Here is a 24,993-nt window from a genome sequence, read left to right as displayed (position 1 = left end):
ACACAAGATCCGCACTAATAGGGTGTCCACTAAACGAGGGTAACCTCACGAGGCCGCAAAGCGATCCGCTCAAGCGCCTGCGCTACGTCCTCGGGGGCGATCTCACTTCGGGAGTCGCCAGCAGCGACGAGGGCCGCTTCTGTCCAAATGAACGTCAGCTCAGCGGCCGACCAACCGTGGGTGAGCCTGGCAATATCTTCCAACGGCATAACCGGCGCGGTCTTGAGGTGAGCACCTGCGACCTTGAGAATCTCATACCGATCCGCGAGGGAAGGGAGACCGAACTCAATCTCCCAATCGAATCGACCAGGTCGAGTCAACGCGGGGTCAAGTGTGTCGACCCGGTTTGTAGCGGCGATGACGATCACGCTCTTGCCCTTGTTGTCGAAGCCGTCCATCAGAGTGAGGAGTTGGGCGACCAGTCGCTTAGAAGCCTCGTGCGAGTCGCCAGTTCGCTTCTCGGCGATGCTATCGATCTCATCGAAGAAGATGATCGCCCGACCGCTCTCGCTCTTGGTTGCCGCCTCAAAGATCCTTCGAAGTGTACCCTCGGTGTCTCCGAGCCACTTACTGATGATCGACGGGCCGCTGATCAAGTAGAAGTCTGCTTTGGACTCCCTGGCAATAATTCGCGCTAGATGTGTCTTTCCGGTGCCAGGCTGCCCCGTAAACAGAACTCCCTTGACCGGGCGGGCGCCGATCTTATCGAGTTGCTCCCGACGCTCGAGCTGGGTCTCAATAAGCTCTTTGGCCCGAGCCACTACGTCCGGGTATCCGCCAAAGTCCTCAAAGGTTGGACCTTCGGTTGCGTTGTCGCGGAGGTACTCGGACTCAACGTTCTCAGTGTCGTCACCGATAATCCCGCTTTTGATAGGGCGCTCAGAGACCACTTCCAGCACGCCTTGGGCGTCGTTGTACTCCACCATGTTGCCGGGTTTGACAATCACTTTGCGCGTATTCTTGACGCGCTGGAATCCGACTCCGCTGTCAACAATGATGGAGCCGTCATCCATAACTCGTCGCACCGCACCGATCTGGCCCGAATCGTGCCAGAGATCACTAGGCGCAAATTCCCAGCCGTTTTGCCCAACGATGAGCAAGTCGCCAGGTTCGATCTTGTCAGTTCCGTTTAAATTCGAGACACGGCCGATCTGACCGCCCTGTGTCTGAAAATGAACTGTCTGGTCCTCGTGATCGACTCGAAGCGTTTTGAATAGCTGACCGATGAACATCGGATTACTCATACCTCAAACGCTCCCACCGGACTACTTGCAGCATCGACATCTTCGGGAGTGGGTGGAAGCAAGGACTCCGGATCGATGTCCGCCACCTCGCACAGGCCAATGAAATGATCGGCGTCAAGACAGCGCATAAATTCAAAAACCGAAGAAATCGCGGTTGCAACTTCATCCGGACTAACAGTGATATCTGTCGCAGGGGACTCGCTGTGAGAATACGCGTGCGAGTACCTGATGAGTCGAAGTCGAAGCGCGTCCGCGTTGCCCTGATAGTCCGCTGCTCGCAGCAGGTCTGCCGACTTCCGCATTGCACTATTGAGATTGCCGACCCACTCGGGATGTTTGAAGGCGAGGAAGCTCTCGAGCACTCGTCGGATGACGTTTGGAAATAGCAGCTGAGCGTTGAGCCGGTTCTCCGTGGAATCGTCTTCGGCGAGCTGGAGCCGCGCATCAGCCAGAGCCATGAACGCATGATGATAGGTCGAACGAATCATCTTGCGTTCACGCTCTGAGGGAGGCCACTTTGTAAGCGCCGGACGCCGCTTCGTCGTGCCGCCTTGCGTTAGATGCCGTGAGCGAATCTCGTAGAAATTGGTTGGATAGACCTCCTTGAACTTGCGGCCGTCCTCCATCTTGCCGCTTCTATGAAGCGCCTCGATCTGGATATCCCACTGCCGGAAAAGCTCGAAATTATGCGTGAGCAGGAACAGCTGGGCGACGTGATCCTTCACGATCGTTTCGGTCCAGATATAAGCGGAGACCCCCATGAAGATGTCGCTATCGAGGCTGGAGACGGGGTCGTCGATGATCACAATGGGCTTCCCCTTGGACGAGTCGAACTTGGCGACTTGCTCCAGGAAGTGAATCAGCGTGATAGCGGTTCGCTCGCCGAGACTGAGTCCCTGCGCAGGCTGCCCGTCACGGGTGACTCGATAACGTCCGTCTCCCAGTTCAAACTTGAGCTCGTTGCGACCGAGCAGTCGTGTCACCTCGTCAGTGAGAACCTTCGCACTCGGCATCGGGTCACCGTCGACGGTTTCGAGAGAGGTGATGTTGGAACGAATGTCAGCGATGGTCTCGTCGAGAGCTTTGCCCTCAGCTTTGGCTGCAGCGGCTTTGGCGGAGTTTTCGCTGACGCTCGACTCCGACGCCTTCAGGTAGTGCAGTTCGATTGCCTGTGCTGCCGCCTGGACCAGTTGGTCGTGCTGGCTGACACGATCGTTGTGCTCAGTTCTGAGCCCGAGCATTGCCGTCGCCGACACTGTTGGTGGCTCAGCAACGACCGAATCCACTGGACTCAGGACGTTACTTAGCTTCGTCTCGGCTCTTGCAAGTACTTCGGTGGCCCAGGACTTGAGGGCTGTCAGTTCCGTCCGAACCTCGGTGTTCGCCTCGTCGTAGCGTGGCCGGAGGTCTTCGAAGAAGAGACCTTTGCTTGGGAGACCTGCAATCGCAGCGTCTACCGACGTTGTTACTGCTCGAAGGTCAGTGATCGCGGAGTGGAGATCCGACTGCAGACGCTGAACGGCATCAGAGAAGTGCTGGTCAATGAGGGTGCGCCGTTCGTCAGAAAGCGGAGCGCCACAGAAGATGCAGGTCTCGACGCCGCCGTGGAGATGCCGTCCTTCATCGACCCAACTCGTCGCATCTGGATGGGCTTCCAACGTGTCGAGGATGATGGTCGTTGGGGTTGTGGAAAGCGCAGTCGCCAGGCGTTGGCGCAGCCCATCAGGTGCGGCAACCGTAAGCTGATTCTTGGGTATCGCATCGGCTTTGTCGGAGTTAACGACTCCGATATTGTTCTGCAGCTCCTGCTCAGTGAGTAGTCTCCAGGCGGCGTGAGATCCTGCGAAGGCGTTACGCACCGTACCAGCGCTGAAGTTGCTACGCGAGTGCCATCGACCACCGGCTCTACTTGCGGCGTCGACGACCTGCTGGGACACGGTGCGGTATGCAGTATCGATGGCCTGGTTAGCGTCGCGCTCGATCTTCGTTTGGTGTTCGCGTTCCTTAGTTTTGTTCGCCAGTTCTTCCCGAAGCTTTTCGAGCTTCCGCTCTGCGTCGGCGGGTTTCTCTCCGATGGTGAGAACGGCAGGCATATCAGCGTTTCCAGCGGTGAAGTTGTGACTTCGTGCAACGTAATGCTCACTGAAGACATGGATTCGATCGAAGAGATCATCGTCACTGCCGTTGGTTGTTCGTGCTACACCGTCGTCAATTGCCACAGAGAGACGTCGAAAACCTTCTGCGTCTGCCGCATTTCGTAGCCCGTCAATGGCCCCTGCCAGCGAGGTCTTGCCTGTACCGTTCGGGCCATAGATGACGTTGATGCGTGCAAAATCGGGCAGCGTCGAGTCCCACTGGTAATTCTCGAAGAATCCACAGTTCTTCATCCACTCGATTCGCTTCAGCATCAGTCGCCACCCCGGGCGCTCAGCCCGAAGAACCGCTCGAAGAACGCGCCAAGCTTCTGGATCACGCGTTGCTTCTTCTCGCCGTGTCCGCCATCAGCAGAGAAGCGCGACACGGGCGGAAGCACTTTCGTAATTGCTGTGCCGCTGGTGCGGATCTGACCGTCCCGGAACGCGGTCTCGACGAAGACGCGGGTCTCGTCGGGGCGAAGGTTCTCATCGGCGATGATTGTGTCGAGTTCGGCTTCGCGCTTGGCGGCGATGAATGCGCGCCATTCCTGGTCGATCTCACCGTCCACGGAGAGGGAATCGACAAAGTCCTCGATAAGGTCTTTCTTGTTGCGCAGGGTCGGGCTGGCGTCCACGGCGCGGGTGATTTCGGCGCGGATCTCTTTGTCGTCACCGTCGCCGCGTTCATCACGGTACTTCTGGACGAGCATGAGGATGTAATCGACGTTGATCTCAACCTGCTTGATCAGCTCGATCTCGAAGACCACGTCGTCGTTGATCTGCTCCTTATCGGCATCCTTGTCCTTGCGGAACTCCGCATACAGGTCGAGGTAGATGCTGCGGTAGTCCTGGCCCTGTCGGTCGGTGAGGATTGCGTTGCCGGTGAACTCGTCGAACGAGGTGAGGATGTTCTGCAGGCGCAAGATCGCACCGAACAGAGCAATGAATTCTTTCTGAGCGCTCTCGCCGATGATCGGCTGGCCGAGAGGGAAGTCGGTCAGGAGTTCATGAGCTTTCTCTGCGTAGTCGTTGTAGTACTCGCCGTACGGTTTGAGCAGTACAACACCGCGGGCGTCTTTGTTTCCGAAGAGCGCGATCGCGTCGTTGGTCTCTTCTTCGAGGTCGCGGAAGCTAACGATGTTGCCGTAGGTCTTGACGGAGTTCAGGATGCGGTTGGTGCGCGAGTATGCCTGGATCAGCCCGTGTGCGCGCAGGTTCTTATCGACGAACAGGGTATTCAGCGTGGTTGCGTCGAAGCCGGTGAGGAACATGTTCACGACAATGACCAGGTCAATCTCGCGCCGCTTCAACTTGAGCGAGAGGTCTTTGTAGTAGTTCTGGAACCGGTCGGCAGAAGTGTCGAAGGACGTGCCAAACATGTCGTTGTAGTCCTGGATCGCATCCTCCAGGAACGAGCGCGCATCCATGTTCAACGCGCCGGTGTCGAAGCCCTCTTCGTCAAGCGCACCATCTTCGACGGCGTCGTTTGCACCATAGGAGTAGATCAGACCGACCTTCAGTCGCTTGTCAGAGGGCAGACCCTCCTGTTGAAGCTGGAAGTGGTTGTAGTAGGTTCGTGCGGCATCAATCGACGCCGTGGCAAATAGTGCGTTAAAGCCACGCACGCGGCGCTCCCCGAGCGTGTAGTGCTCGGCACGCTTGGTCTTCTGATCGAAGTGCCCGAGCGTGTACTTCACGATCTGGCTGATCCGCTCCGGGGCGAGCAGTGCTTTCTCGGTGTCAATCGCCGAGACCTGCTTATCGACGACGTTGCCGACCTTGATGGTATTGACGTAGTCGATCCGGAAGGGCAGCACGTTCTTATCGGTGATCGCATCGACGATCGTGTAGGTGTGCAGCTTCTCACCGAACGCCTGCTCTGTGGTCTTCAACTGCGGGTTCCCGCCACTGCCGGAATTCGCCGCGAAGATCGGCGTTCCCGTGAAACCAAACAGGTTATACCGCTTGAACGCCTTCGTGATCGCGGTGTGCATATCGCCAAACTGCGAACGGTGACACTCGTCGAAGATGATCACGACGTGCCCGTCATAGATCGCGTGCCTCTTGTTCGCAGCGATGAACGTTGAGAGCTTCTGGATCGTCGTGATGATGATCCGTGCGCCCGGATCTTCGAGCTGCTTCTTGAGCACCGCGGTCGAGGTGTTGGAGTTCGCTGCGCCCTTCTCGAACCGGTCGTACTCCCGCATCGTCTGATAGTCGAGGTCCTTACGGTCCACGACGAACAGCACCTTGTCGACGCTCTGCAGCTTTGACGCGAGCTGCGCCGCCTTGAACGAGGTCAGGGTCTTACCGGACCCGGTGGTGTGCCAGACGTACCCGCCCGCAGCGACAGTGCCGAGGGTCTTGTAGTTCGCAGAGATATCAATCTTCTGCAGAATCCGCTCAGTCGCCATGATCTGATACGGGCGCATCACCAGCAACATCCGGTCAGCGGTGAGCACGCAGTACTTCGTCAGGATGTTCAGCAGAGAATGCTTCGCGAAAAACGTCTTGGCAAACGCCGACAGATCCTGGATCGGCTTGTTCTGCGCATCCGCCCACCACGACGTGAACTCGAACGAGTTCGACGTCTTCCGCACCCGCTTAGAGCCAGCCGCTTCGCTCAAGTGCTGGCGACGAGTGGTGTTCGAGTAATACTTCGTCAACGTGCCATTCGAGATCACGAACAACTGCACATACTCGAAGAGCCCAGAGCCTGCCCAGAAACTGTCCCGCTGGTACCGGTCGATCTGGTTGAACGCTTCACGAATATCAACGCCTCGACGCTTTAGCTCGATGTGCACCATCGGCAGCCCGTTCACCAGCACCGTTACGTCGTAGCGATTTGATCGAGCAGAACCGCCGTCGCCCTGGCCGATCTCGTACTGGTTGATCACCTGCAGACGGTTGTTGTGAATGTTCTGCTTATCGATCAGCAGGATGTTCTTCACCGAACCGTCATCACGCTTCATCAGCTGAACGTGATCCTCCTGGATCCGCACCGTCTTCTCAACGATGCCATCGTTCGCGCCCGCGATCCGCTCCGAGAAGAACTGCTCCCACTCAGCATCCGAGAACGTCACCGAGTTCAGCGCTTCAAGCTGTGCACGAAGGTTCGCGACCAACTGCGTTTCCGACGTGATCGGCAGATACTCGTACGCCTGAGAGTCAAGCAGACGGATCAGCTCACGCTCAAGCTCCGCCTCCGACTGATACGAGCCAGCACCCACCCCGTCAGGGATGTACTCAGCAACAACCGTGCTCTCCGACGACACCGCGATCGGATCATATTTACGTGGAGTCAAATTGGTCATGCCGCAGCCTCCTCGAACGTGAGCAGCTTGTCGCGGTAGTACTCGTACTGCTTACGCCGCGCCGCCAGCTCGGCAGGTAGGCCGACGCTGAGGTCGTTGACAAGAGCATCGAAGCGATCGAGTAGAGCAACGACGCGCTCTTGCACCTCGCGCGGCGGAAGCGGGATCTCCACCGACCGCACGATATCCGCATTCAAGTTCTGGACTGTTCCCGCGCCTGCTCGGCGCTTGAACTCCTCCTGCACCGGAGCCGAACGAAGCAAGTAATAGAGGTAGTCCGCAACGTAGGAGTCCCCAAAATCACTGATCGCAAGCCAACCGTCGTGGATATACCCCTCGATCTTTGAGATGTATGGACGTCCGAAGCTCATTGAGTTGGAGAGCACAAAGTCACCAGGCATCACGCGCCGTGATTTCGCTGCGCCAGCGAGGGTGACACGCTGGCCGGTTCGCGTGATGTACTTGCCATCCGCCGGGACATCGCCAATCTTGATCCACGGCGCACCGTCCGGATCATCGGTCAGGAACTGCTGAATCGGGCGCGGAGAAGCGCCGCGGACGATCGTCGCGACGTCTCCGAACTTCACACGAGGAACATCCTGCTCCACCGTTAGGAGTTCGCCTGCGTAATAGTCGTACTGTGTGCGGCGGGCTTCCAGCTCCGCTTCCAGCTCCGCTTCCAGCTGAGTGAACTGATCCAACACTCGCACGATCTCCCGCTGCACCTCGAGAGGCGGAACCGGGATTCGATAAGCCCTGACACGATTGTCGGGGATTGAGGGATAGTTACCCGCGACCTGGTTCGCCTCAACGTATTGACGGAAGGTGTCGGCACCAAGAATGTGCGCTAAGAAGTTCGTGAGAACGACGGAGGTGTCTGGCCGAAGCACACAGTAGCCGGTGCTGGCGATCTTGAGGTTACCCTCGTTTAGTGGACACCCTATTAGTGCGGATCTTGTGTCCGTAGGAGAGGATGTTCATTGTGAGTCAACAGCGCAAGAAGTACACGCCGGAGTATCGGCGTGAAGCCGCGAACCTGGTAATAGAGTCGCGGCGTCCGATTGCTCATGTGGCTAAGAAGATTGGTGTGTCCGCCGGGCTTTTAGGCCGGTGGGTCAAACTCGAGCGTGAGCGCCGAGGAGCATCAGATGGGATGAGCGAGGCTGATCTTCGTGCTGAGAATGCTCGTCTTCGTCGGGAGCTGGCTGAAGCCAAGATGGATAACGAGTTTTTGTCAAAAGCGACAGCCTTCTTCGCTGCGAAGCAACGCGAGCAGAAAAGTTCGAATTGATGCAGCAGGAGAAGGCGAACTACAGCATCAAGCGCATGGCACGGCTTTTAAAAGTGTCTCGGTCTGGATACTACAAATGGGCCCATACGCAGCAGAAGCGACTATCGGGCGAAGATGATCGTGCAGCATTTTACGATGATGTTGACCGCAAGATTCACCGGATTTGGAAAGACTCCGATGAGGTTTATGGTGCGCCGCGGATCACCGCAGAACTTGCCGAGCGCTACCACATTGCGCTTAACCGTAAGACTGTGGCTAAACGGATGTGCATGATGGGGATTGAGGGGATTTCACCGCGGGCCTTTGTCCCGGTGACAACGATTCAAGCTAAGCGTAAGTCCACGCTTCCTGACCTGGTCAAGCGCATGTTTGATACTGGTGAGCTCAACCGGGTGTGGATGTCAGATATTACCTACTTGCGCACCGGTGAAGGCTGGTTGTACTTGTGCGCGGTCCGCGATGGCCATTCCCGCCGGGTGCTGGGCTGGGCTATGGATAGCGTTCAAGATACTTCCCTGGTCGAGCGAGCCCTGCGGATGGCGCACACGTTGCGTGGTGACGTTCCTGATGGGCTGGTGTTTCACGCTGACCGCGGAGCTCAATTCACTAGCGAGCAGCTCTGGGAGGTTTGCCGCAGCCTGAGCATTGCTCAGTCCGTGGGGCGTACTGGTGTGTGCTTCGATAACGCGATGGCTGAGTCGTTCTGGTCGACGCTTAAAACCGAGTTCTACGACCGTAAGCGCTGGACGACCCGTGATGCTGCACGCAAGGCCGTTGCCTACTGGATTGAAGTCGTCTACAACCGTCGACGCCGACATTCCGCACTCGGTATGGTCAGCCCCGTCGACTTTGAGAACCAAATTGGTCTAATCACTAGCAGAAAAGAAATAGCTGCCTAACCACTAGGTAGCTCCACTACGTGTCCACGATTTGCGGGTAACCCCACTCGTCGATCTGTCATGGCGGAGGTAGCGGCATGAGTGCGGCATCGTGGTGGCAGCGTTTGTTTCGCAGGAAGCCCGCCGTCGTACCCAACCAAACTACGGCTGATCCGAAACGCCCAGATCTTCGCGAGTTCATCTATCTCGACGAAGTAAGTCTCTTAAGTCTTTTGTCCTCGCAGAACGGCGAGGTGACGGATTCCAAGTCTGAGCAGGCCAGCGAGGGTAGCGAAGCATCGATTGACGCGACGGCAGGTGTCAGTCCTGGGGTGATCGCCAAGGCTGAGACCACCTCGCGCTATCAGACGAACAACAGCAGCACGATCCAGACGTCCCGCAAGGCCACTGCCCAGTCCCGATTTCGCGACCTGCATTCTATTGATGGACTCCGAATCATCGAACCCATTGTCGTTGGTACCCCCGCAAAAGACATCGAGAGTCTCAAGAAGATTGACACGCTCTCCGAGCTTGCCTCTGAAGCAGAACTGCACCGCGGAAAACTGGTTGAACTACGTGTAAAGCTCGCCGCTGATCCGGTGTTTCACCTCGGCACGATGGTCTCTGAGTTCACGTCAATGGCCGAAGACTATCCAGAAATGTTCGCCGCCGAGGGCGGACTTGCAACCCTGCAGGAAGTTCAGCCGATCAACAAGATCTTGAAAAGGCTACTTGCGGGATTGGTGCCGATCCGAGCGGTCGCAGTCGACTACGTTGTTGTGGAGATCGACGAGGTCAAGTACGTCGCACACAAGCAGCTCATCGAAGGGCTCAAGCTCAAGAATCAGCCGCTAGAGATCGTTGGGGTGACCGAACAAGAAGCCTATTGGAAAGATCTACGTCGAGTCCTTTTCTCGGAAGCCGAGTTCACCGTGCTCGCACGAATCTCTCAATCCGGTCTTCAGGAATCTTGGACACCAGTAAAACTTGCTGACTTGTTCACAGACGTCACACCGAATCTCGTGGAGCAGATCAATGCTGCTGGACGTGTCCCGTTCAGCCGTGCATCTTCCAAGCCGGTCGAGAGTGCGCCCGATGCGAAGCTCGCCGCCGCACTGTTGCACTACGTCGATTCACTTCTTCGTGAAGTCTCTTGGTCGCTGGAACCTGACCAGGAGGAAGCCGTCGCTCAACGCATCGCGGAGCTGAAGTCGCGTTCAGCGACCGTGTCAGATCAAACGAGCGCCTTCTCGTTGATCACGAGTTTCGTGCTCGAGTTGGTCGGTGGGGAACTCGACTCGGCGCGCGCGCTGGAGCTTCGTACTGCGGCCCGCGAAGCTGTCGGGCTCTCGCTCTTCCCGGCCTCAAGCTCGCTCAGTCATGCCGCGCCGACGGCTCCAGAACCTAAAGAAGGCGATGAGCCATTGCTGCTAGACGTGGAGTTCGTCGCGATCTACTGGTAGTAAGCTATTCCTTGAATCGAAAACTATCGAACCCGTCCATGCACGTCCCGCGTCCGTACGTTCTTCTTACGCAACTGGGCGAGCACGGTGCTGGCGTTCACACCGAACTGTTCACCGACCCTTGCTAGCGACAGCCCAGATTCATAGAGGCGAACCATCTCGTCGATCTGTTCAGCGGTCGGTGAAGTGCGTCGGAGGACGACGCCTTGCCGCTTCAGGGCAGCACTGATCGTCACTCGATGACAGCCGTACTCGGCGGCGAGCTCGTAGACCGTCTTCCCTGCTTCATAGGCTTTGACGATCTCGCCGGCCTTCTCGTCTGAGAGTCGCGGCTGCGTCGTGCACTTACGGCGTCCCTTCTCCTGCCGAAGCTCGCGGGCTTGTTCGGTTGAGAGGTGATGGTGTGCCTTCCGTAGTTCGTTTGCATGCGAGGAGAACAGTCCCACGTCGAACTAAAACCCCAGGTTGCCGGTATGAGCGCGTGGGGTTTTTCGTTTGTCGCGGGCCGACTTCCTCTGGGTGAGACGCGCAGCACACTGTGCGCTTTCCTCGCTAGGCTTGCTCCATGACTGAGACAGCAACAATTTTTCATGACCTGACACAGTTCATCGCGGAGCCGCGCTTTTCTGGCCTGGCACTTTCGCCCGCAGGCGACCGCCTTATCGCGGTACGCACCGAACTCAATCAGAAGAAAAACGCGTATGTGAGTGCTCTGTGGGAGCTTCCGTGCGGCGGAGGCGACACCCGCAAGCCACGCCGTCTCACGCGCGGCCTCGAAGGGGAGGCCCTCGCGGGCATCACCAATGAGGGCGACATTCTCTTCACGGCAAAGCGCGACACGGGCGATGACGACAGCGAACAGCGCCTCTTTCTTCTTCCGAGCGGCGGGGGAGAGGCCCGCGTCGTCGCGAAGCGGTACTCGGGCTTTGGTGGTCTTAGCGTTGCGCGCGAAAGCGGTCACATCGCGCTCGTGAGCGGGGTGCATCCTCACGCGAAGGACGCCGAAGACGACGCTCGCATCGCGAAAGAGCGCGAAGACAAGAAATTTACGGGCATCCTCCACACCGGCTATCCCGTGCGGGCATGGGATCACGACCTTGGCCCTACCGTGAGCCAGATCTTCGTTGCCGAGCCGCTCGATACCGAGGACGGCGACGCCCAACTCGAGCTTCGCCAGCTCACCCACTTTGCCCCTCATGAACGGGTCTCGGGTGCCCAGATTAGTTCCGACGGTCGCTTCATTTACGCGACGCTGAATCGCACGGTGCGCGGGATCAACTCTTTCAGTACCGTGGTGAAGATCGACGTTGAGTCCGGATCCGTCACGACACTTGCCGAAGAAGACGGCATCCATCACATGCTCGAAGCGGTGAGCCCCGCGGGGGATTACCTCCTCCTTGCCCGTGAGCAGGCGGTGAGCCGAACGGTGCCGCTGAAGCTCGAGTACTCGATCTACAACCTTGAAACCGGCGAGCGCACTGTGACGGCGACGAATTTCTCCGACTGGATTGGCTGTGTCGCGATCACGCCTTGTGGCAAAAACATTTACTTTACGGCCGATCATGAAGGCCGCGGCGGAATCTTCAAGCTCGATACTGAGGAAGGAACCGTCGGGCTCCTCACCGAAGGGAAGTTCCACTACTCCCACCTCGCCCTTGATGAGCGAAGCGGAACCCTTGTGGCGCTTCAGGACGCCATCGACCAGCCGCCTCTTCCCGTGCGTCTCGATCCCGACACGCGCGAGGTGAGCCGCATCGATGCTCGTCTTGAGGCTCCCGAGGTGCCCGGCGATCTCACGGAATTCAGCATTGAAGCCGAGGATGGCACGAGCGTGCGCTCGTGGCTGTGCATGCCGAAGGACGCGAGTGAAACAAACCCTGCGCCGCTTCTTTTGTGGATTCACGGTGGCCCCTTCGGCTCGTGGAACAGCTGGAGTTGGCGCTGGAACCCGTGGACGGCCGTCGCCCGTGGCTACGCGGTGCTCCTTCCCGACCCCGCCATCTCGACCGGGTACGGCCAAGGCATGATCGACCGCGGTTGGGACCAGCTCGGCGGAAGCCCGTTCGACGACATCATGCGGGCCACGAAGGCAGCACTCGAACGCCCCGAGATTGACGAAAGTAAGAAGGCCGCGCTTGGCGGATCCTACGGCGGCTACATGGCGAACTGGGTAGCGGGCCACACGGGAGACTTCTTCGACTGCATCGTCACGCATGCGTCCCTGTGGAATATCGACCAGTTCCGCCACACGACCGACGCTGGCCAGCACTGGGGTGCCCACATCGATGATGCTCATGTGGCCGAATACAACCCCGCTGATTCAGTGGGGGAGATTGTCGCGCCCATGCTCGTGATCCACGGCGATAAGGATTACCGCGTTCCGATCGGAGAGGGTCTGCGTCTCTGGTACGAGCTGCTTGAGGCCTCGGGCAAGAGCCCCGAGGAGAACCCTCACAGGTTCCTCTACTTCCCGAATGAGAATCACTGGGTGCTGACGCCGAACAACGCGTTCACGTGGTACTCGACTGTCCTCGCGTTCGTGGACCGCCACGTCAAAGGGGTAGAGACCGACTACCCAGACCTGCTCGGTTAGCGCGATACCCGCTGCGCGGCTCGGCGGTTCCTAGGGTGCCGTCGGGCCGCGTTTTTCCTGCTGCAAGCGGAGCGATTCAACCAACACTCGCCGCTGCGTAACCGTGCGTTTACCGGGTGGGGCAAAGATGGGGGTGCGTGAAATTTTCCCCGGCGCGCGTGAACGATCCTGCATCTCTTAGAAAGTCAAAGACGTGAAGCGTACCTCCTCAATCTTCGCGGCAAGTGCCCTCGTGTGCTCGCTCGGCCTCGGCCTTGCTATCCCCGCTCTCGCCGAGGGCGACGAGAACGTCGAAAGCCCCTTCGCACGCACCGCGACTTACCCGGTGTATATGAATGCCCCCGAGGGGGTTGATCCCGCGGATGAAACCGTCGCCGAAATTTCGACCGTGAGTGAAGACGGCAACACCCTCATCTACACCGACGCTGCAGGTAAGCGCATCGGGTTCCTCGACATCACCGACCCGAACGCCCCCAAGGGAGCTGGCAGCGTTTCGCTCGCCGAGCTTGGCCACGCCGATGACCAGCCCACCTCGGTTGCCGTCGCCGGAGATTACGTGCTCGTCGTGATCGATGAGACCGGCGGCGACTTTGAGCATCCGAAGGGACGCGTCGACGTACTCAAGGTCAGCACGCGAGAAAAGGTCGCCTCGATCGACCTCGAAGGCCAGCCCGACTCGATCGCTATCAACAAGGATGGCTCGATTGCCGCAATTGCGATCGAGAACCAGCGCGATGAAGAACGCACGGACGTCGAGGGCGGTTTGCCGCAAATGCCTACGGGCTTCGTGCAAACACTCAAGCTCGATGGCGACCCCTCGACCTGGACGACCGTCCCCGTGCGCTTCACAGACAGCAACGGTGAGGTTCTCGACATCGTGAAGAAGGCCGGCCTCGACACGCCCGAGGACCTCGAGCCCGAGTACGTGTCGATCAACTCGAAGAACGAGCTCGCCGTCACGCTCCAGGAGAACAACGGCGTCGCGATTATCGATCTCAACACGAACGAGATCACGAGCGTGTTCACCGCCGGCACGGTGAACCTCGACGGCATCGACGTGAAGAAGGACGGCGATATCCAGCCGACCGAATCGCTCACTAGAATTCCGCGCGAACCCGACGCGATTGCGTGGATCGATGACGAGCACGTTGCCACCGCGAACGAAGGCGACTGGAAGGGCGGCTCGCGAGGCTGGACCGTCTTCGACACCAAGGGCGCCGTCGTGTGGGATGCCGGCAATTCGATCGAGGAAATCGCGAACAAGTACGGTCTGCACAACGAAAAGCGCGCTGGCAAAAAGGGTCCCGAGATTGAAGGGCTCGCCGTGGCTGAAATCGAAGGCGTCCGCTACGCCTTCGTCGCCTCGGAGCGCTCCAACTTCGTTGCGGTCTACAACGTGGAGAACCCGGCCGCACCCACCTTCGAGCAGTTGCTGTTCACAACGAACGGCCCCGAAGGAATTCTGCCCATCCCCGGCCGTAATCTTCTCGCCGTCTCGAGCGAGACCGACGACGCCTCCGCTCGTGTGCGCAGTGCCGTGAACCTCTACAAGCTCGGTGCCGATGCCCCCGAAACCGCCCAGCCGAGCATCGTCTCTGCGAAATCCGAAGACGGCCACGCGGTTCCGTGGACGGCGCTCGGTTCCCTCGCCGCGAGCAAGTCCGACGCTTCCACGCTTTACGCAGCGTCTGACGCGGCACTCGATGTCCCCTATGTCTACACGATCGACGCGTCGAAAGAACCTGCTCTCATCACCGAGCGCCGCGCCGTCAAGCGCGATGGCGCAGTCGCCGAAGGTCTCGACATCGAGGGGCTCAGCCAGCGCGAAGACGGCGGCTTCTGGCTTGCCTCCGAAGGCAAGACGGGCGACAAAAACCGCATCGTGCGCACCGATGCCGACCTCAATATCCAGGAAGAAATCGCACTTCCCGAGGACGTTTCCGCGCACATTGGCAAGTGGGGTCTCGAGGGCATCGACGCACGCATCAACGAGAAGGGCGAAGAAGAGGTCTTCGTCGCGATCCAACGCCCGCTGTGGAAAGACCCGAGTGCGAAGCCTCTCGAGGCCCAGGAGGGAAACGTCGCACGCATCGGTCGCTACAACACCACGACCAAAGCATCGAACTGGTACACGGTCGAGCTCACCGCGACCGACACGAAGGGCGACTGGATGGGCTTTTCTGAGCTCACCATCGTCGGCGATACCCTCGTGCTCATCGAACGCGATAAGCTCAACGGCCCCGACGCCGAGGTGAAGCAGCTCGTTCAGGTAGCGCTTCCCAGCGAAGACGAAGTCGCAGCCGCGAACGGCGCGCCGATCGCGCTCGATAAGGGCAAGGTCCTCGACGTTCTGCCGAAGCTGCGTGCAACTGGCGGCTGGACCCAGGAGAAGCTCGAAGGCTTCACCGTCGCAAAGGACGGCTCGATGTACGCCGTCACCGATAACGACGGCCTCGATGACGCAACTGGCGAGACGGTCTTCCTCCGCCTCGGCAAGGTCGGTGACGCCTTCGATGTCGCCTCCGATGAAGGCACGCAGCCGTCGGAGGACCTCCCTGGTGATCCCGCCGATGACGAAACAGGCGAGGACGAGGGCGCGGGTGAAGCACCTGAGAAGCCTGCCCCCGCGCCTGCCGATGGGCCGTCGAACCCGGTCGAAGCGCCAGCGAAGGCACCGGCGAAGGCTGAGGAGCCCACCCGCCGGACAAGTCAAGGGAAGAAGAAGGCCCACGTGCCGCTTCCGCGTACAGGCGTTGAAGGCAGCGCCTACCTCGTGACCGCGCTTGGAGCTCTCGTGCTGCTCGGCGTTGGCGGAACGCTCGTCGCTCGCTCCGTACGCAAGCGCTAAGCGGTCTTTCCCGCGAACACGAGGGCCGGCGATCTCCCCGGGGAGGCCGCCGGCCCTTTCACGGCTCAGAACGTGAGCGTCACTGCTGCGCCGCCTGTCGAATGAGCGTATTGACCATCTCGAAACTCTTCTCAAAGGCGTTAAGCGGCAAAAACTCGAACACCGAGTGGAAATTATGCGCGCCCGTAAAGAAGTTCGGCGTGAAGATTCCCTGACGCGAAAGCCACGAACCGTCCGTGCCGCCGCGCATCGACAGGTGGATCGGCTCAATGCCGAGCTGTGCCATTGCCTTCACAATACTGTCGGTTGCGACCGCGTTCTCTTCTGTTTTCGCATCCTCGATGTTGCCGTACACGTCCTCAATGTCGACGGTGACCTTCGCCCGAGGATGTGCCTGCGACACGCGCGCCGCAATATCGCGTATACGCTGCTTCTTTTCTTTGTAGCCCGCACGGTCGTGGTCCCGCACAGCGATACCGATGTGCGCCGTAGTCTGATTCCCCTCGATAGCGTTCACCCAAATGTAGGACTCGCGGCCCTCCGTGCACTCCGGGGTCTCCTCCCGATCGAATTGGTCGATGATGTCGTGCGCGATGAGGATCGGGTTCACCATGTTTCCCTTGGAGTTCATGGGGTGAGCGGAAACACCAACGATGTCGATTCTTACGCTCGCCGCGTTGAAGGTCGACTCCACAACCGCTCCAAGCTCGCACGAATCGAGCGTGAACGCGTACTCGACGGGGAAGCGCGCAAGGTCCATCGTGCGAACGCCCCGCAGGCCAATCTCTTCGTCCGGCACGAAGCTCAGGTACACGTCGCCGTGAGGGACCGTCGGATCCTGCAACAGACACACCGCTGCCTCCATGACTGACGTGACCCCCGCCTTGTCGTCCGCGCCGAGAACGCTCGTACCATCCGTCACGAGGATCCTCTCGCCCTTGTAACGAGCGATCTCGGGGTGCTCACTCTCGCGCAGCCAGACGTCGTTCGCTTCGCTGAGGCACACGTCCCCGCCGTCGTACTCGATCACGCGGGCTTTTACCTCAGGGGAAAGATTCACATCGACCGTGTCGAGGTGGGTGCAAAAACCAATCGCGGGGGCCGCGGCATCCCCGGGAAGGTTCGCGGGAATCTTGGCGGTGAGCACACACGTGTCGCTGAGGTGAATTGCCTCGGCCCCTGCCTGCTCGAGTTCGCTCTTGAGCAAACGTGCAAGCTCCCACTGCCCCTCACTTGTGGGAACGGTTGTCGAAGACGCATCGGACTGGCTCGAAATCGCCGAGTAACGCAGGAAACGCTCGGCGAGGGCATCTTGGATTGACTTTGCTGTCATCGGCGGTTCTTTCGGTACGAGTCGGGGTCAGCCTCGGACGGCCTCCGCGACCTTAATGATTTCCTCCATCGACGCATCGCGAGACTGCACTGAAAACACGGTGTCGGGGAGGTCCTTGGGCCATACCCAACACATGAAGCCTCCGCGGCCATCGGGATGCGGCGCGCACACACCACGGTCGAAAACCTTCTCACCTTCGAGCCCCCACGAGGGATCTTCCGCAGTGGCTTTGTCGTCGGCGATGTCGGTGACGAGGATCGAAATGGTGTTTTCGCCGCGCGCGTAGATGGGCCTTGTGCCGATGTGGGCGAGATTCCACTCACCGACGGTGTCGGGAAGGCGGGCGTTTATGGTGTCGTCGGTGTTATCTCCCGTGTTCGTTGACGGACGGCCTGGCGTCGGCTGAGGGACGCCAGGCGTGGGGGAGGCAGGTGGGGGTGAGGTTTCATCGGCCGACGCCGACGGACTAGACGATGACGTCGACGTACTAGACGTTGGCGACGGCGGGTTTGCGGCTTTGGGCATATTGATGATGATCGCGGCGACCGCGATCATGATCACTGCTACAACTGCGGCGATGAGGCAGCCGCAGGCCGCAAAAACTATCGCCAGCGGCGATCGTGTCCGATTCTGCAGGTTGTGCGGGCTAGCCATGGTTTCCCCCTGTCTTTACGCGCGCTTCGTGGGGCTACTTACCCTCGATCACGGCTTTCGAAACGCGAACCATTTCCTCCATATCGGAGTACTTCGATGTCATGTAATACGCGGTGTTTCCCGTTGCGCGCGGAAAAATAAGGCAGGTGATCGCCTCGGGGTTGTGGGCATTTAGGCCGCAGCTGCCGCGCTCAAACACCTGTTCACCCTCACGGCCCTCCGAGGGGTTGGAAGGGTCTTCGGAAAGGCTGATCACGAGGAAGCTGATCCGACGATCCCCGTCCTTATAGATCTTGTCCCCACCAATATCCTTGAGGACCCAGTTTTCGATTTTCTCCGGCAGTGCCGAGTGCAGTGCCGCCTTCGCTTCTTCAGCAGACTTCGGTGTCGGTGCGGAGGGCGTGTTGGTCGTTGGTGGTGCGACAGGTGTAGGCGATTCAGTTTCGTCGGGCGGGGAAGTGGGGCCCTCGGAGGTGGGGTCAGAGGGTACCGGTGACGGCGACGTTTGAGTCGTCGCGGGCGCAGCTGGAGACTCGTCTTTCGATCCATTCCACAACACGAATGCCGCGATTGCCGCCACCGCAAGAATGAGGAAGAGGCCCGCTGCCGCGATACACGACCAGATGACGACTGCCCGCCTTCCGGGCGACTTCTCGGGCCCCAATGGCGGTTGCGGGTAGCCCTGCGTTTGCTGGGGTGGTTGCTGTGCTGACATCGCTTTCCCTTTCAACCCGCGTGGCGCCGCTTGAACGGGGCCGGAAACGTCGGTTACGTCACACACTACCTGGGTAACTGGCTATTAGGCCACAGCACGGTTCGAATAGCTAGAGGCGTGCATTTCTCTTCGCCACGAAAGGGTGTTTCATTTGCGGCTGTGGTCTTTGCATCCCGCCTACCTTGATCGGATGGCGCTCGTCGCCTGCTGGCGGGAGGCACTCTTGGCGCAAAAGGTGCTTGCGGGCCTCACTAAGGGATATACGAAGCATCCCCAACTCGAGCGGTTTCGAGAGAGCGCCGATCCCCAAGGGAGCATCGGGGCATTCCTTTTAGGGATCGCGCGTGAGGCAGATTCCCGTGGATACTCGTTTGATCATTCGAAAATTCACGCGCCCGGGCAACTCGACGGCTCTCTCTCGGTTACTACCGGTCAGCTAACGTTTGAAGCCGAACACTTGCGAAGGAAGGTGCGGGAACGCGAACCAGGCTGGCAAGGGGTCCCGCCCGAGGGCGCTGCGCTTGAGCCACATCCTCTTTTTCACGTGAGGGAAGGAGATCTTGAATCATGGGAGAGGCCGTGAATGCACCGGAACTTGACGCTCGTGCGCGGCGGATAATACTGATCGTCGCGCTCCTCAACCTCGCCGGCTGCCTCGGTGAGGCGATACTCGCCTTCGCGATCGGCTCCGCCTCTCTGCTCGCCGATGCAGCAGACTTTCTCGAGGATTTCCTCATCAACTCCCTCGTTCTCCTCGCCCTCGCATGGCCGCTGGAGAGCAGACGGAAAGCCTCCTACGGGCTCGCATGCCTCATCCTTATTCCCGCGGGCGCTGCGTTCGCGATGGCGATTCACAAGCTCCTCACGGGACTGCCACCGGAACCGTTTGCGCTTTCCGGAACAGCCCTTGCAGCGCTCGTGATTAACGCTTGCTGTGCCGTGCTCCTCGTACACCTACGCGCGGGTCACAACGCTCTCGTGCGCGGCACATGGCTCGCCGCCCGCAATGATGTGCTCGCGAACGTCCTCATCATTGCGGCGGGCCTTCTCACCCTCGTGTGGCATTCGGTTCTCCCCGACGTCGCAGTGGGCATCGTCATTGGGCTTGTCAATCTCGGTGCGGCAAAAGAGGTGTTCGAGCAGGCCCGAGCGGAGGAGCCGGAGCTGGAGGCTTAGGGCGCTCGTTGGCGTCACGGAATGATTGATCGGACCCTTGAGAGCTGGGGGATCGCCCGCTAACGCGAGAGTTTCTGGGCCGTCTTTCGAAGATTGTGCGTGAGATACGGTTCGATTACGCGCTGGCCGAGACCAGGTACGAGGGCGAGGGCCGAAAACGCCTTCGGTAGCACCACGACCCGTGAGCGACGCTCGATGTTTGTGACGATCGCGGCAACGACGTCCTCGCGTTTGATCGGGGTGAAGAGCCCGCCGAAGTTACCGCTTGCGCGATTCAGGAGCGGAGAGGTGGTGAGCGCGTCCCCGAGAGCAGATTCGAAGAACGAGGGGTGAATGGTTCCGACGCTCACTCCGCTTCCATCGAGCTCAAGCCTGAGTGAATTAGCGAGCGCGAGCACTCCGGCCTTCGAGGCTGAATATGCGGACATCTCCGGCATGTGAATGAACGAGGCGAGGGACGCAATGATGCACACGTGCCCCTTCGCTTCGCGAACGTAGGGGAGCGTGGCCTTAATGGTGCGCCACACTCCGTTGAGGTTGGTGTCAACGTCATCCACGAAGCCCGTCGCCGAGTAATCCTCGACCAGTTCAGTCGTCACCATGCCTGCGCCGGCGACGAGGATATCGATGCCGCCAAAGTGGTCGGCGGCGCTCTTCGCCGCAGCCTCGACCGAGGCGAGGTTGCGGACGTTCATCTCGATCGCGAGGGCCTTCTGAGGGCCACCGAGCTCGCGGGCGAGAGTCTCGAGCTTGTCGGTGTTGCGGCCCAGGAGAGCGAGCCGAACTCCGCGGGCGCTGAGGGCCCGGGCGGCGTCGGAACCAAGTGCGCCGGACGCGCCCGTCACGAAGGCGACTTTGCCGCGCAGCCCTTCCGGGGAGAGATGTGTGCTCATGGTGCCTTTGCCTCTCACGCGAGCTTCTCGAGCCGCCACGCCTGAAGGAGCGTTGCGAACTGAGGGGGAGTGATCGCACCCTTACCTGCGATTCGCGCCTCGACTCGAGCGTTGGCGGCGGTGATGTTCTGCTCGGCGGTCGCACTCGGGAACGCCTGGGCGTACTTCGGCGGGGTCATGGGCGCCTCCTTCTCGGTTGGGGTGATGCCTCCACTCTACCGGTCTCGTCATACCCTCCTTTATGCCCCCAATGTGCTAGGTATAGTTGCGATAGATACGCAAGAGGGTGTGGCATCATTGTAGTGCCGGGTGCGCGAAAGGAGACGAATCGATGACGATCGAGGTCAAGGCCACGCGAAGCGGACGAGAGTGGGATGCGACCCTCTCTATAGGCGGCGAGAGCATCCGAGTCCGTGCTCGTACGTTCGCGCAGATCACGCCCCTCGTGCAGCGCGCTCTCGCGGATGCCGGTCACACCGGGCAAGAGGTGCGCGTGGTAACCGAGTATGACGATGCTAAACGCGGAGCCGACCACGCAAGCGCAGAAGCGGAGGCAGCGGCAAAAATGGCCTCGGAAATCCGCCGTTCGATCATCAGAAAAATGCGAGCCGACGGCCTTAGCCAGGAGGATATTGGTACGATCCTCGGGATCTCGCGGCAACGCGTCTCACAGCTGAGCAGCTAGCAAAGCTGGCACGCGAAAGCGGCGCCACCTTCGTGCGGTGACGCCGCTTGTGGGCAGGAGAAAAGTACTTACGAAGCGATCCTCGGGATCTCCTCGCTCCAGCGTTTCTCAAACACTGTCTCATCTCCATCGCGGCACTCCACGATCGACTCGGTGGTGAAAACCTCCGCGGTACACGAGATTCGCGTCGTTGCCGTGAGCGACACATCCCAGCCGAGATCCGGACGCCTAAGGCCCACATTCCAGACAGCCTCGGTGCGCGCCGAAAGTGGATCATCCCACCTAATCCAGTAGCGCTCCACCGTGTCCTCGTCATAGTGCAGGCCATCGGGGTACACGCGCGTGCCACCGTAGGCCGGGTCAACCTGCAGCATCGTCTCGCGCTTCACGACGTCCTGCTGAACAAGCCTTTCGGGCCGAGCTGAACCCGCCCTACCCGCTTCGGGATACTCGACGTCGAGGGGAATGGGTTGAACGGCTTCGGCGAAACCGACGGCTGCGTCGCGCGATGCCGCCTCAGAACCCTCCACTGGCTTTTCGCGCACGGGAACCTCGAGGAAGCTTCCGTCGATGTCGACCGAGAAACCGTCGGCCCCCGGTTGCGGCCACACCCACGGCCAGTACGCGCTCGAGACGGCCACGCGAAGAGTGTGACCCTTTGGCAGCACGTAGCCGATTCCCGTGAGGGGAATGTCGAGATTCACCCATTCGTCGGTGGGCATCTCAACGACTTTGTCGCGGCCCTCGCGTGCGGAGAAATTCATATTTCCTCGCGTCACAAGGGTCGAAGAACCATCGGGGGCAACATCGGTCAAGCGAACGTAGGCCTGCCCTTTCGGATGAGCCGACTTCACACGCAAGCGAAGAGCGGCGTTACCGAGAATGCGCACATCAGTATCGAGTACGAAGTCGAAGCACGCGCTCTTTGCGTCATCGACGCGCTGATCGGTGGGGAGGTCACCCGAGTTGCCAAAGGGGAAGTAGCGGCCCGCGCTCATACCCGTATCCTGCGGGCTCTTGACACGGATTTCGCTGCCCGAACGCTCCGCGGCCGGGAGTGCGTTCGCCGACGCGAAGGAGAAGCGCTCCTTGGGGCGCTCATCAGTGTTCCACGATTCCTCGGCCACCCACGTGCCGCCAACTTCGTCATAGACCGAACTCGGGCGCATCGAATCGAGCATCCACGCGCGAAGCAGCGGTTCCTCATCGAAGCCGGTTTGCTTCCCCTTGAGATGAAGATCCCAAAAGCGGAGCGTTTCCCCGAGGAAGTCGATGTGAGGGCCGGGGCGCAAGTCGCGATCCGGGTACTGGTGCGACCACGGACCGATGAGGCCCTTCACGCTCTTCCCGCGCGAAGTGAGGTTCTCGCACAGGCGAAGAACCGTGTCGCGGTACGGATCGAACCAGCCACCGACCGCGAAAACTGCCGCATCGATATTGTCGTAGTCTTCGCAGGCGGATCCGTGCTTCCAATACTCGTCGCGCGTTTGGTGGTGCATCCACTCGTCGATGTACGGTTCCATCTTGTTCAGGCGATCGAGCCACTGGTCCTTCCACTGATCGCCCACCACGCGCGGATCAGACGGGCGTGACTCGAACGCGAGCATCGTCGCCGCCCACGCGTGCATGTCCACCGCGAGCATAGAGCCGCCGAGATAGTGCACGTCATTGTCATACCGATCATCTGTCGAGCATGTGGTGACGATTGCCTTGAGCTGCGGCGGCTTACGGGCGGCAAGCTGGAGCGAGTTAAAGCCGCCCCACGAAATGCCGAACATGCCCACATCACCGGTGCACCACTCCTGTGCAGCGATCCACGCGAGAACCTCTTCGCCATCGCTTAGTTCTTGCTCGTCGTACTCGTCGCCGGGCACGCCGTCAGAGTTGCCGTGGCCGCGAATATCCACGCGGATCGATGCGTAACCGTGCCCCGCGTAGTAGGGGTGGCGTTCGTGGTCGCGAGGCGCCGTCCAGTCACCCGCGCGGTACGGAAGGTATTCGAGCAGGGCGGGAACCTTCTCATCGGTGACGGGCATGAAAGCTTTCATCCACAGCTTCGTGCCGTCCGAGAGGGGAATCCAATCTTCTACGATCGTGACGTCGTAGGGAAAGTCGTCGATGTATTTCATGAACGAGCTGTACTCCTTTCGAGCTAGCGGTGGAGGGGTCTATCCCACAAGGGTCATGCGCTTCTTCAGCCAGGGCGTGATGGTCATGAGGAACACGCCGTAGGCCACGACAAGGGCGCCCTGAATACCGAAGTAGAGGGCGGCGTTGTCGTAGTCGAAGACCTTCACGATTTGCGCCTGGATACCCTGAGAGAGAGCCATCGCGGCAAACCACACGGCCATCGTCTGAGATGCGAATGCTCGTGGAGCGAGCTTTGTCGTCGCGCTCATGCCGCTCGTTTGCAGCACGAGATCGCCGAGTCCAAGGAAGATGTAACAGATCACGAGCCAGATCGCGGAGAGCATCGCGGCCTCGCCGCTCACACTCGCTCCAAGCGCTACGACGAGGAAGGCGGCGCCACCGAACACGGTGCCGAGGCCAACTTTCGCCGCAACGTGAGGCTGGCGCTTACCGAGCTTGACCCACAGGAGTGCGAGAACCGGGCCCATGATGATTTCGACGATCGCGGTGAGGGAGATGTACCACGTCGAGGGGTAGCCCCAGCCAAACAGCGAGTTCTCGGTGCGGTTGAGCGCCATGAAGTTGAGCGTATTGCCCGTTTGGAAGTACATGAGGTTGTACGCGACCAGGGCAATGAGCAGGAGTGAATACGGCATAAGGTTCGTGCGCTCGGCCTTCGTAACCTTGGGGGAGCGGGCCATGAGCAGGAGCATGACGATCGGAACGATCGCGCTCACGATCGAGATGACGTTCACGAGCGCGTTGATGCCGTCCTCTGCGAGGATCGTGAAAAGAGCTGCGGCGATCACGGCGGCCACGATGAGCCCGATTGTTGCCCAGAAACCGCGGTCAGCACGGAAGGCGGCGCGGATGCGTGCTGCCGCCTCGTTACCCGCGAGGTTCTTCGAGCCCACAACATATTGAATGACGCCCGCGAACATACCGACGGCAGCGGCCGCGAACCCCCAGTGCCAGCCAACCTCCTGGCCAAGCCAGCCCGCGATGATCGGGCCAAGAAATGCGCCGATGTTGATGCCTGAGTAGTAGATCGAGAACCCGGCGTCGCGGCGCTCATCCTCGCTCGAGTAGAGCTCCCCAACCTTCGTGGAGACATTCGGTTTGAGCAGACCTGTGCCGAGGACGATCAGGGCTAGGCCGAGCCATGTCGAGAAGGACGCGGGGATACCCATGAAGATGTGCCCGGCAGCAATGATGATGCCGCCAAAAAGCACCGTGCGGTAGGTGCCGATAATTCGGTCGGCAATCCACGCCCCCACGATCGATAGCAGGTACACGAGCGCGCCATAGGCGGCGACGATGCTCGAGGCGACGCCTTCCTCAAAGCCCATGCCGCCATTAGCGACGGCATCGGCGAAGTAGAGGGCGAGGATCGCCTGGAAACCTAAGTAGGAGAACCTTTCCCAGATCTCAAGGCCGAAGAGCGTCGCGAGGCCGCGCGGGTGGCCGAGGAAGGCGCGGTCCTGTTGGATGGCGCTGTCTCGTTCGGCTTCACGGGCAAAGCGCTCCTGTGCGATGGGTGCGGGATCGTCCATGCCAGTCCTTTCGTGGCGCGAGGGGGAATCGAGCGCCGCGACAACGCACTGTATCTATGCGTGCATACAATCTGCGGCTCCCTCTACC

Annotated in this window: 19 protein-coding genes; 7 read left to right on the top strand and 12 right to left on the bottom strand. The window is 59.9% G+C overall.

Translation table 11 applies throughout. The features are described 5' to 3' along the window. Positions 1–29: 29 nt before the first annotated feature. Genes FXY94_RS08985 through FXY94_RS08970 form a run of 4 tightly spaced genes read right to left on the bottom strand, consistent with a single transcriptional unit; the run spans position 30 to position 7,583 of the window. A complete protein-coding gene (locus FXY94_RS08985) occupies positions 30–1,244 on the bottom strand; it encodes an ATP-binding protein (protein ID WP_016664717.1) in 1,215 nt (404 codons plus the stop codon). Continuing rightward, positions 1,241–3,652: an AAA family ATPase gene (locus FXY94_RS08980; protein WP_016664716.1), complete on the bottom strand. Its 2,412-nt coding sequence runs from the start codon at positions 3,650–3,652 to the stop codon at positions 1,241–1,243. The genes FXY94_RS08985 and FXY94_RS08980 overlap by 4 nt, the downstream gene beginning before the upstream one ends. Further along, positions 3,652–6,693 (bottom strand): type I restriction endonuclease subunit R, encoded by a 3,042-nt coding sequence (locus FXY94_RS08975; protein WP_016664715.1) that lies wholly within the window; start codon positions 6,691–6,693, stop codon positions 3,652–3,654. The genes FXY94_RS08980 and FXY94_RS08975 overlap by 1 nt, the downstream gene beginning before the upstream one ends. Continuing rightward, positions 6,690–7,583: a restriction endonuclease subunit S gene (locus FXY94_RS08970; RefSeq protein ID WP_016664714.1), complete on the bottom strand. Its 894-nt coding sequence runs from the start codon at positions 7,581–7,583 to the stop codon at positions 6,690–6,692. Before FXY94_RS08970 ends, FXY94_RS08975 begins: the two co-directional genes overlap by 4 nt. Before the next feature lie 83 nt (positions 7,584–7,666). Between FXY94_RS08970 and FXY94_RS08965 the strand changes: the two genes are divergently transcribed. Both FXY94_RS08965 and FXY94_RS08960 read left to right on the top strand, forming a co-directional pair. Next, positions 7,667–8,883, top strand: a protein-coding gene (locus tag FXY94_RS08965; protein WP_096883315.1) for an IS3 family transposase whose coding sequence is annotated in 2 segments (ribosomal slippage) — positions 7,667–7,928 and positions 7,928–8,883 — 1,218 coding nt in all. Because the reading frame shifts where the segments join, the coding sequence is not laid out codon by codon here. 77 nt (positions 8,884–8,960) lie between these two features. Next, positions 8,961–10,325 (top strand): DUF6414 family protein, encoded by a 1,365-nt coding sequence (locus FXY94_RS08960; protein ID WP_016664713.1) that lies wholly within the window; start codon positions 8,961–8,963, stop codon positions 10,323–10,325. 23 nt (positions 10,326–10,348) lie between these two features. On the opposite strand, the gene FXY94_RS08955 is transcribed toward FXY94_RS08960, so the two are convergent. Further along, a complete protein-coding gene (locus FXY94_RS08955; RefSeq protein WP_016664712.1) occupies positions 10,349–10,771 on the bottom strand; it encodes a helix-turn-helix domain-containing protein in 423 nt (140 codons plus the stop codon). A 119-nt stretch (positions 10,772–10,890) separates the two neighbouring features. Here FXY94_RS08955 and FXY94_RS08950 point away from each other — a divergent pair, with 119 nt between their 5' ends. Both FXY94_RS08950 and FXY94_RS08945 read left to right on the top strand, forming a co-directional pair. After that, positions 10,891–12,918 carry a S9 family peptidase gene (locus FXY94_RS08950; protein ID WP_016664711.1) on the top strand — a complete coding sequence of 676 codons (2,028 nt, stop codon included), beginning with the start codon at positions 10,891–10,893 and terminating at the stop codon, positions 12,916–12,918. 193 nt (positions 12,919–13,111) lie between these two features. Beyond that, on the top strand, positions 13,112–15,766 hold the full coding sequence (locus FXY94_RS08945; RefSeq protein WP_016664710.1) for an esterase-like activity of phytase family protein: 2,655 nt from the start codon (positions 13,112–13,114) through the stop codon (positions 15,764–15,766). Positions 15,767–15,845: 79 nt separating this feature from the next. Here the strand turns inward: FXY94_RS08945 and pepT are convergent, their stop codons facing one another. The 3 genes from pepT to FXY94_RS08930 are packed head-to-tail and all read right to left on the bottom strand — an operon-like array spanning position 15,846 to position 18,468. Continuing rightward, positions 15,846–17,099, bottom strand: a complete 1,254-nt coding sequence (gene pepT / locus FXY94_RS08940; RefSeq protein ID WP_016664709.1) for a peptidase T — start codon at positions 17,097–17,099, stop codon at positions 15,846–15,848. A 27-nt stretch (positions 17,100–17,126) separates the two neighbouring features. Then, positions 17,127–17,753, bottom strand: a complete 627-nt coding sequence (locus FXY94_RS08935) for a hypothetical protein (protein ID WP_016664708.1) — start codon at positions 17,751–17,753, stop codon at positions 17,127–17,129. A 34-nt stretch (positions 17,754–17,787) separates the two neighbouring features. After that, positions 17,788–18,468, bottom strand: a complete 681-nt coding sequence (locus FXY94_RS08930) for a hypothetical protein (RefSeq protein WP_016664707.1) — start codon at positions 18,466–18,468, stop codon at positions 17,788–17,790. A 142-nt stretch (positions 18,469–18,610) separates the two neighbouring features. Here FXY94_RS08930 and FXY94_RS11035 point away from each other — a divergent pair, with 142 nt between their 5' ends. Both FXY94_RS11035 and FXY94_RS08920 read left to right on the top strand, forming a co-directional pair. Beyond that, a complete protein-coding gene (locus FXY94_RS11035) occupies positions 18,611–19,051 on the top strand; it encodes a pyrimidine dimer DNA glycosylase/endonuclease V (protein ID WP_332067300.1) in 441 nt (146 codons plus the stop codon). Further along, positions 19,036–19,644, top strand: a complete 609-nt coding sequence (locus FXY94_RS08920) for a cation transporter (protein ID WP_016664706.1) — start codon at positions 19,036–19,038, stop codon at positions 19,642–19,644. The genes FXY94_RS11035 and FXY94_RS08920 overlap by 16 nt, the downstream gene beginning before the upstream one ends. 59 nt (positions 19,645–19,703) lie before the next feature. Here FXY94_RS08920 and FXY94_RS08915 read toward each other — a convergent pair whose 3' ends face one another. Together FXY94_RS08915 and FXY94_RS10830 are read right to left on the bottom strand one after the other, a co-directional pair. Then, positions 19,704–20,537, bottom strand: a complete 834-nt coding sequence (locus FXY94_RS08915; protein WP_016664705.1) for an SDR family NAD(P)-dependent oxidoreductase — start codon at positions 20,535–20,537, stop codon at positions 19,704–19,706. Between the two features lie 14 nt (positions 20,538–20,551). Continuing rightward, complete coding sequence (locus FXY94_RS10830) at positions 20,552–20,716, bottom strand: hypothetical protein (protein WP_016664704.1); 165 nt, start codon at positions 20,714–20,716, stop codon at positions 20,552–20,554. Positions 20,717–20,868: 152 nt separating this feature from the next. Between FXY94_RS10830 and FXY94_RS08910 the strand changes: the two genes are divergently transcribed. After that, positions 20,869–21,222: a sigma factor-like helix-turn-helix DNA-binding protein gene (locus FXY94_RS08910; RefSeq protein WP_016664703.1), complete on the top strand. Its 354-nt coding sequence runs from the start codon at positions 20,869–20,871 to the stop codon at positions 21,220–21,222. A gap of 68 nt (positions 21,223–21,290) precedes the next feature. On the opposite strand, the gene FXY94_RS08905 is transcribed toward FXY94_RS08910, so the two are convergent. Beyond that, positions 21,291–23,351 carry a CocE/NonD family hydrolase gene (locus tag FXY94_RS08905; RefSeq protein ID WP_016664702.1) on the bottom strand — a complete coding sequence of 687 codons (2,061 nt, stop codon included), beginning with the start codon at positions 23,349–23,351 and terminating at the stop codon, positions 21,291–21,293. 39 nt (positions 23,352–23,390) lie between these two features. Then, on the bottom strand, positions 23,391–24,905 hold the full coding sequence (locus FXY94_RS08900) for a peptide MFS transporter (protein WP_016664701.1): 1,515 nt from the start codon (positions 24,903–24,905) through the stop codon (positions 23,391–23,393). Positions 24,906–24,993 lie beyond the last annotated feature (88 nt).

Origin of the sequence: Dermabacter jinjuensis, assembly GCF_902381725.1 — a bacterium.
Taxonomy (GTDB): domain Bacteria; phylum Actinomycetota; class Actinomycetes; order Actinomycetales; family Dermabacteraceae; genus Dermabacter; species Dermabacter hominis.
This window is presented reverse-complemented; position numbering and strand designations above follow the sequence as displayed.

Excerpts from the sequence above, each read along its gene's own strand:
- pepT (WP_016664709.1), bottom strand. The coding sequence starts at position 17,099 with ATGACAGCAAAGTCAATCCAAGATGCCCTCGCCGAGCGTTTCCTGCGT.
- FXY94_RS08915 (WP_016664705.1), bottom strand. The coding sequence starts at position 20,537 with ATGAGCACACATCTCTCCCCGGAAGGGCTGCGCGGCAAAGTCGCCTTC.
- FXY94_RS08950 (WP_016664711.1), top strand. The coding sequence starts at position 10,891 with ATGACTGAGACAGCAACAATTTTTCATGACCTGACACAGTTCATCGCG.
- FXY94_RS08920 (WP_016664706.1), top strand. The coding sequence starts at position 19,036 with ATGGGAGAGGCCGTGAATGCACCGGAACTTGACGCTCGTGCGCGGCGG.
- FXY94_RS08910 (WP_016664703.1), top strand. The coding sequence starts at position 20,869 with ATGACGATCGAGGTCAAGGCCACGCGAAGCGGACGAGAGTGGGATGCG.
- FXY94_RS08930 (WP_016664707.1), bottom strand. The coding sequence starts at position 18,468 with ATGTCAGCACAGCAACCACCCCAGCAAACGCAGGGCTACCCGCAACCG.
- FXY94_RS08960 (WP_016664713.1), top strand. The coding sequence starts at position 8,961 with ATGAGTGCGGCATCGTGGTGGCAGCGTTTGTTTCGCAGGAAGCCCGCC.
- FXY94_RS08900 (WP_016664701.1), bottom strand. The coding sequence starts at position 24,905 with ATGGACGATCCCGCACCCATCGCACAGGAGCGCTTTGCCCGTGAAGCC.
- FXY94_RS08975 (WP_016664715.1), bottom strand. The coding sequence starts at position 6,693 with ATGACCAATTTGACTCCACGTAAATATGATCCGATCGCGGTGTCGTCG.
- FXY94_RS08905 (WP_016664702.1), bottom strand. The coding sequence starts at position 23,351 with ATGAAATACATCGACGACTTTCCCTACGACGTCACGATCGTAGAAGAT.
- FXY94_RS08935 (WP_016664708.1), bottom strand. The coding sequence starts at position 17,753 with ATGGCTAGCCCGCACAACCTGCAGAATCGGACACGATCGCCGCTGGCG.
- FXY94_RS08985 (WP_016664717.1), bottom strand. The coding sequence starts at position 1,244 with ATGAGTAATCCGATGTTCATCGGTCAGCTATTCAAAACGCTTCGAGTC.
- FXY94_RS10830 (WP_016664704.1), bottom strand. The coding sequence starts at position 20,716 with ATGACCCCGCCGAAGTACGCCCAGGCGTTCCCGAGTGCGACCGCCGAG.
- FXY94_RS08980 (WP_016664716.1), bottom strand. The coding sequence starts at position 3,652 with ATGCTGAAGCGAATCGAGTGGATGAAGAACTGTGGATTCTTCGAGAAT.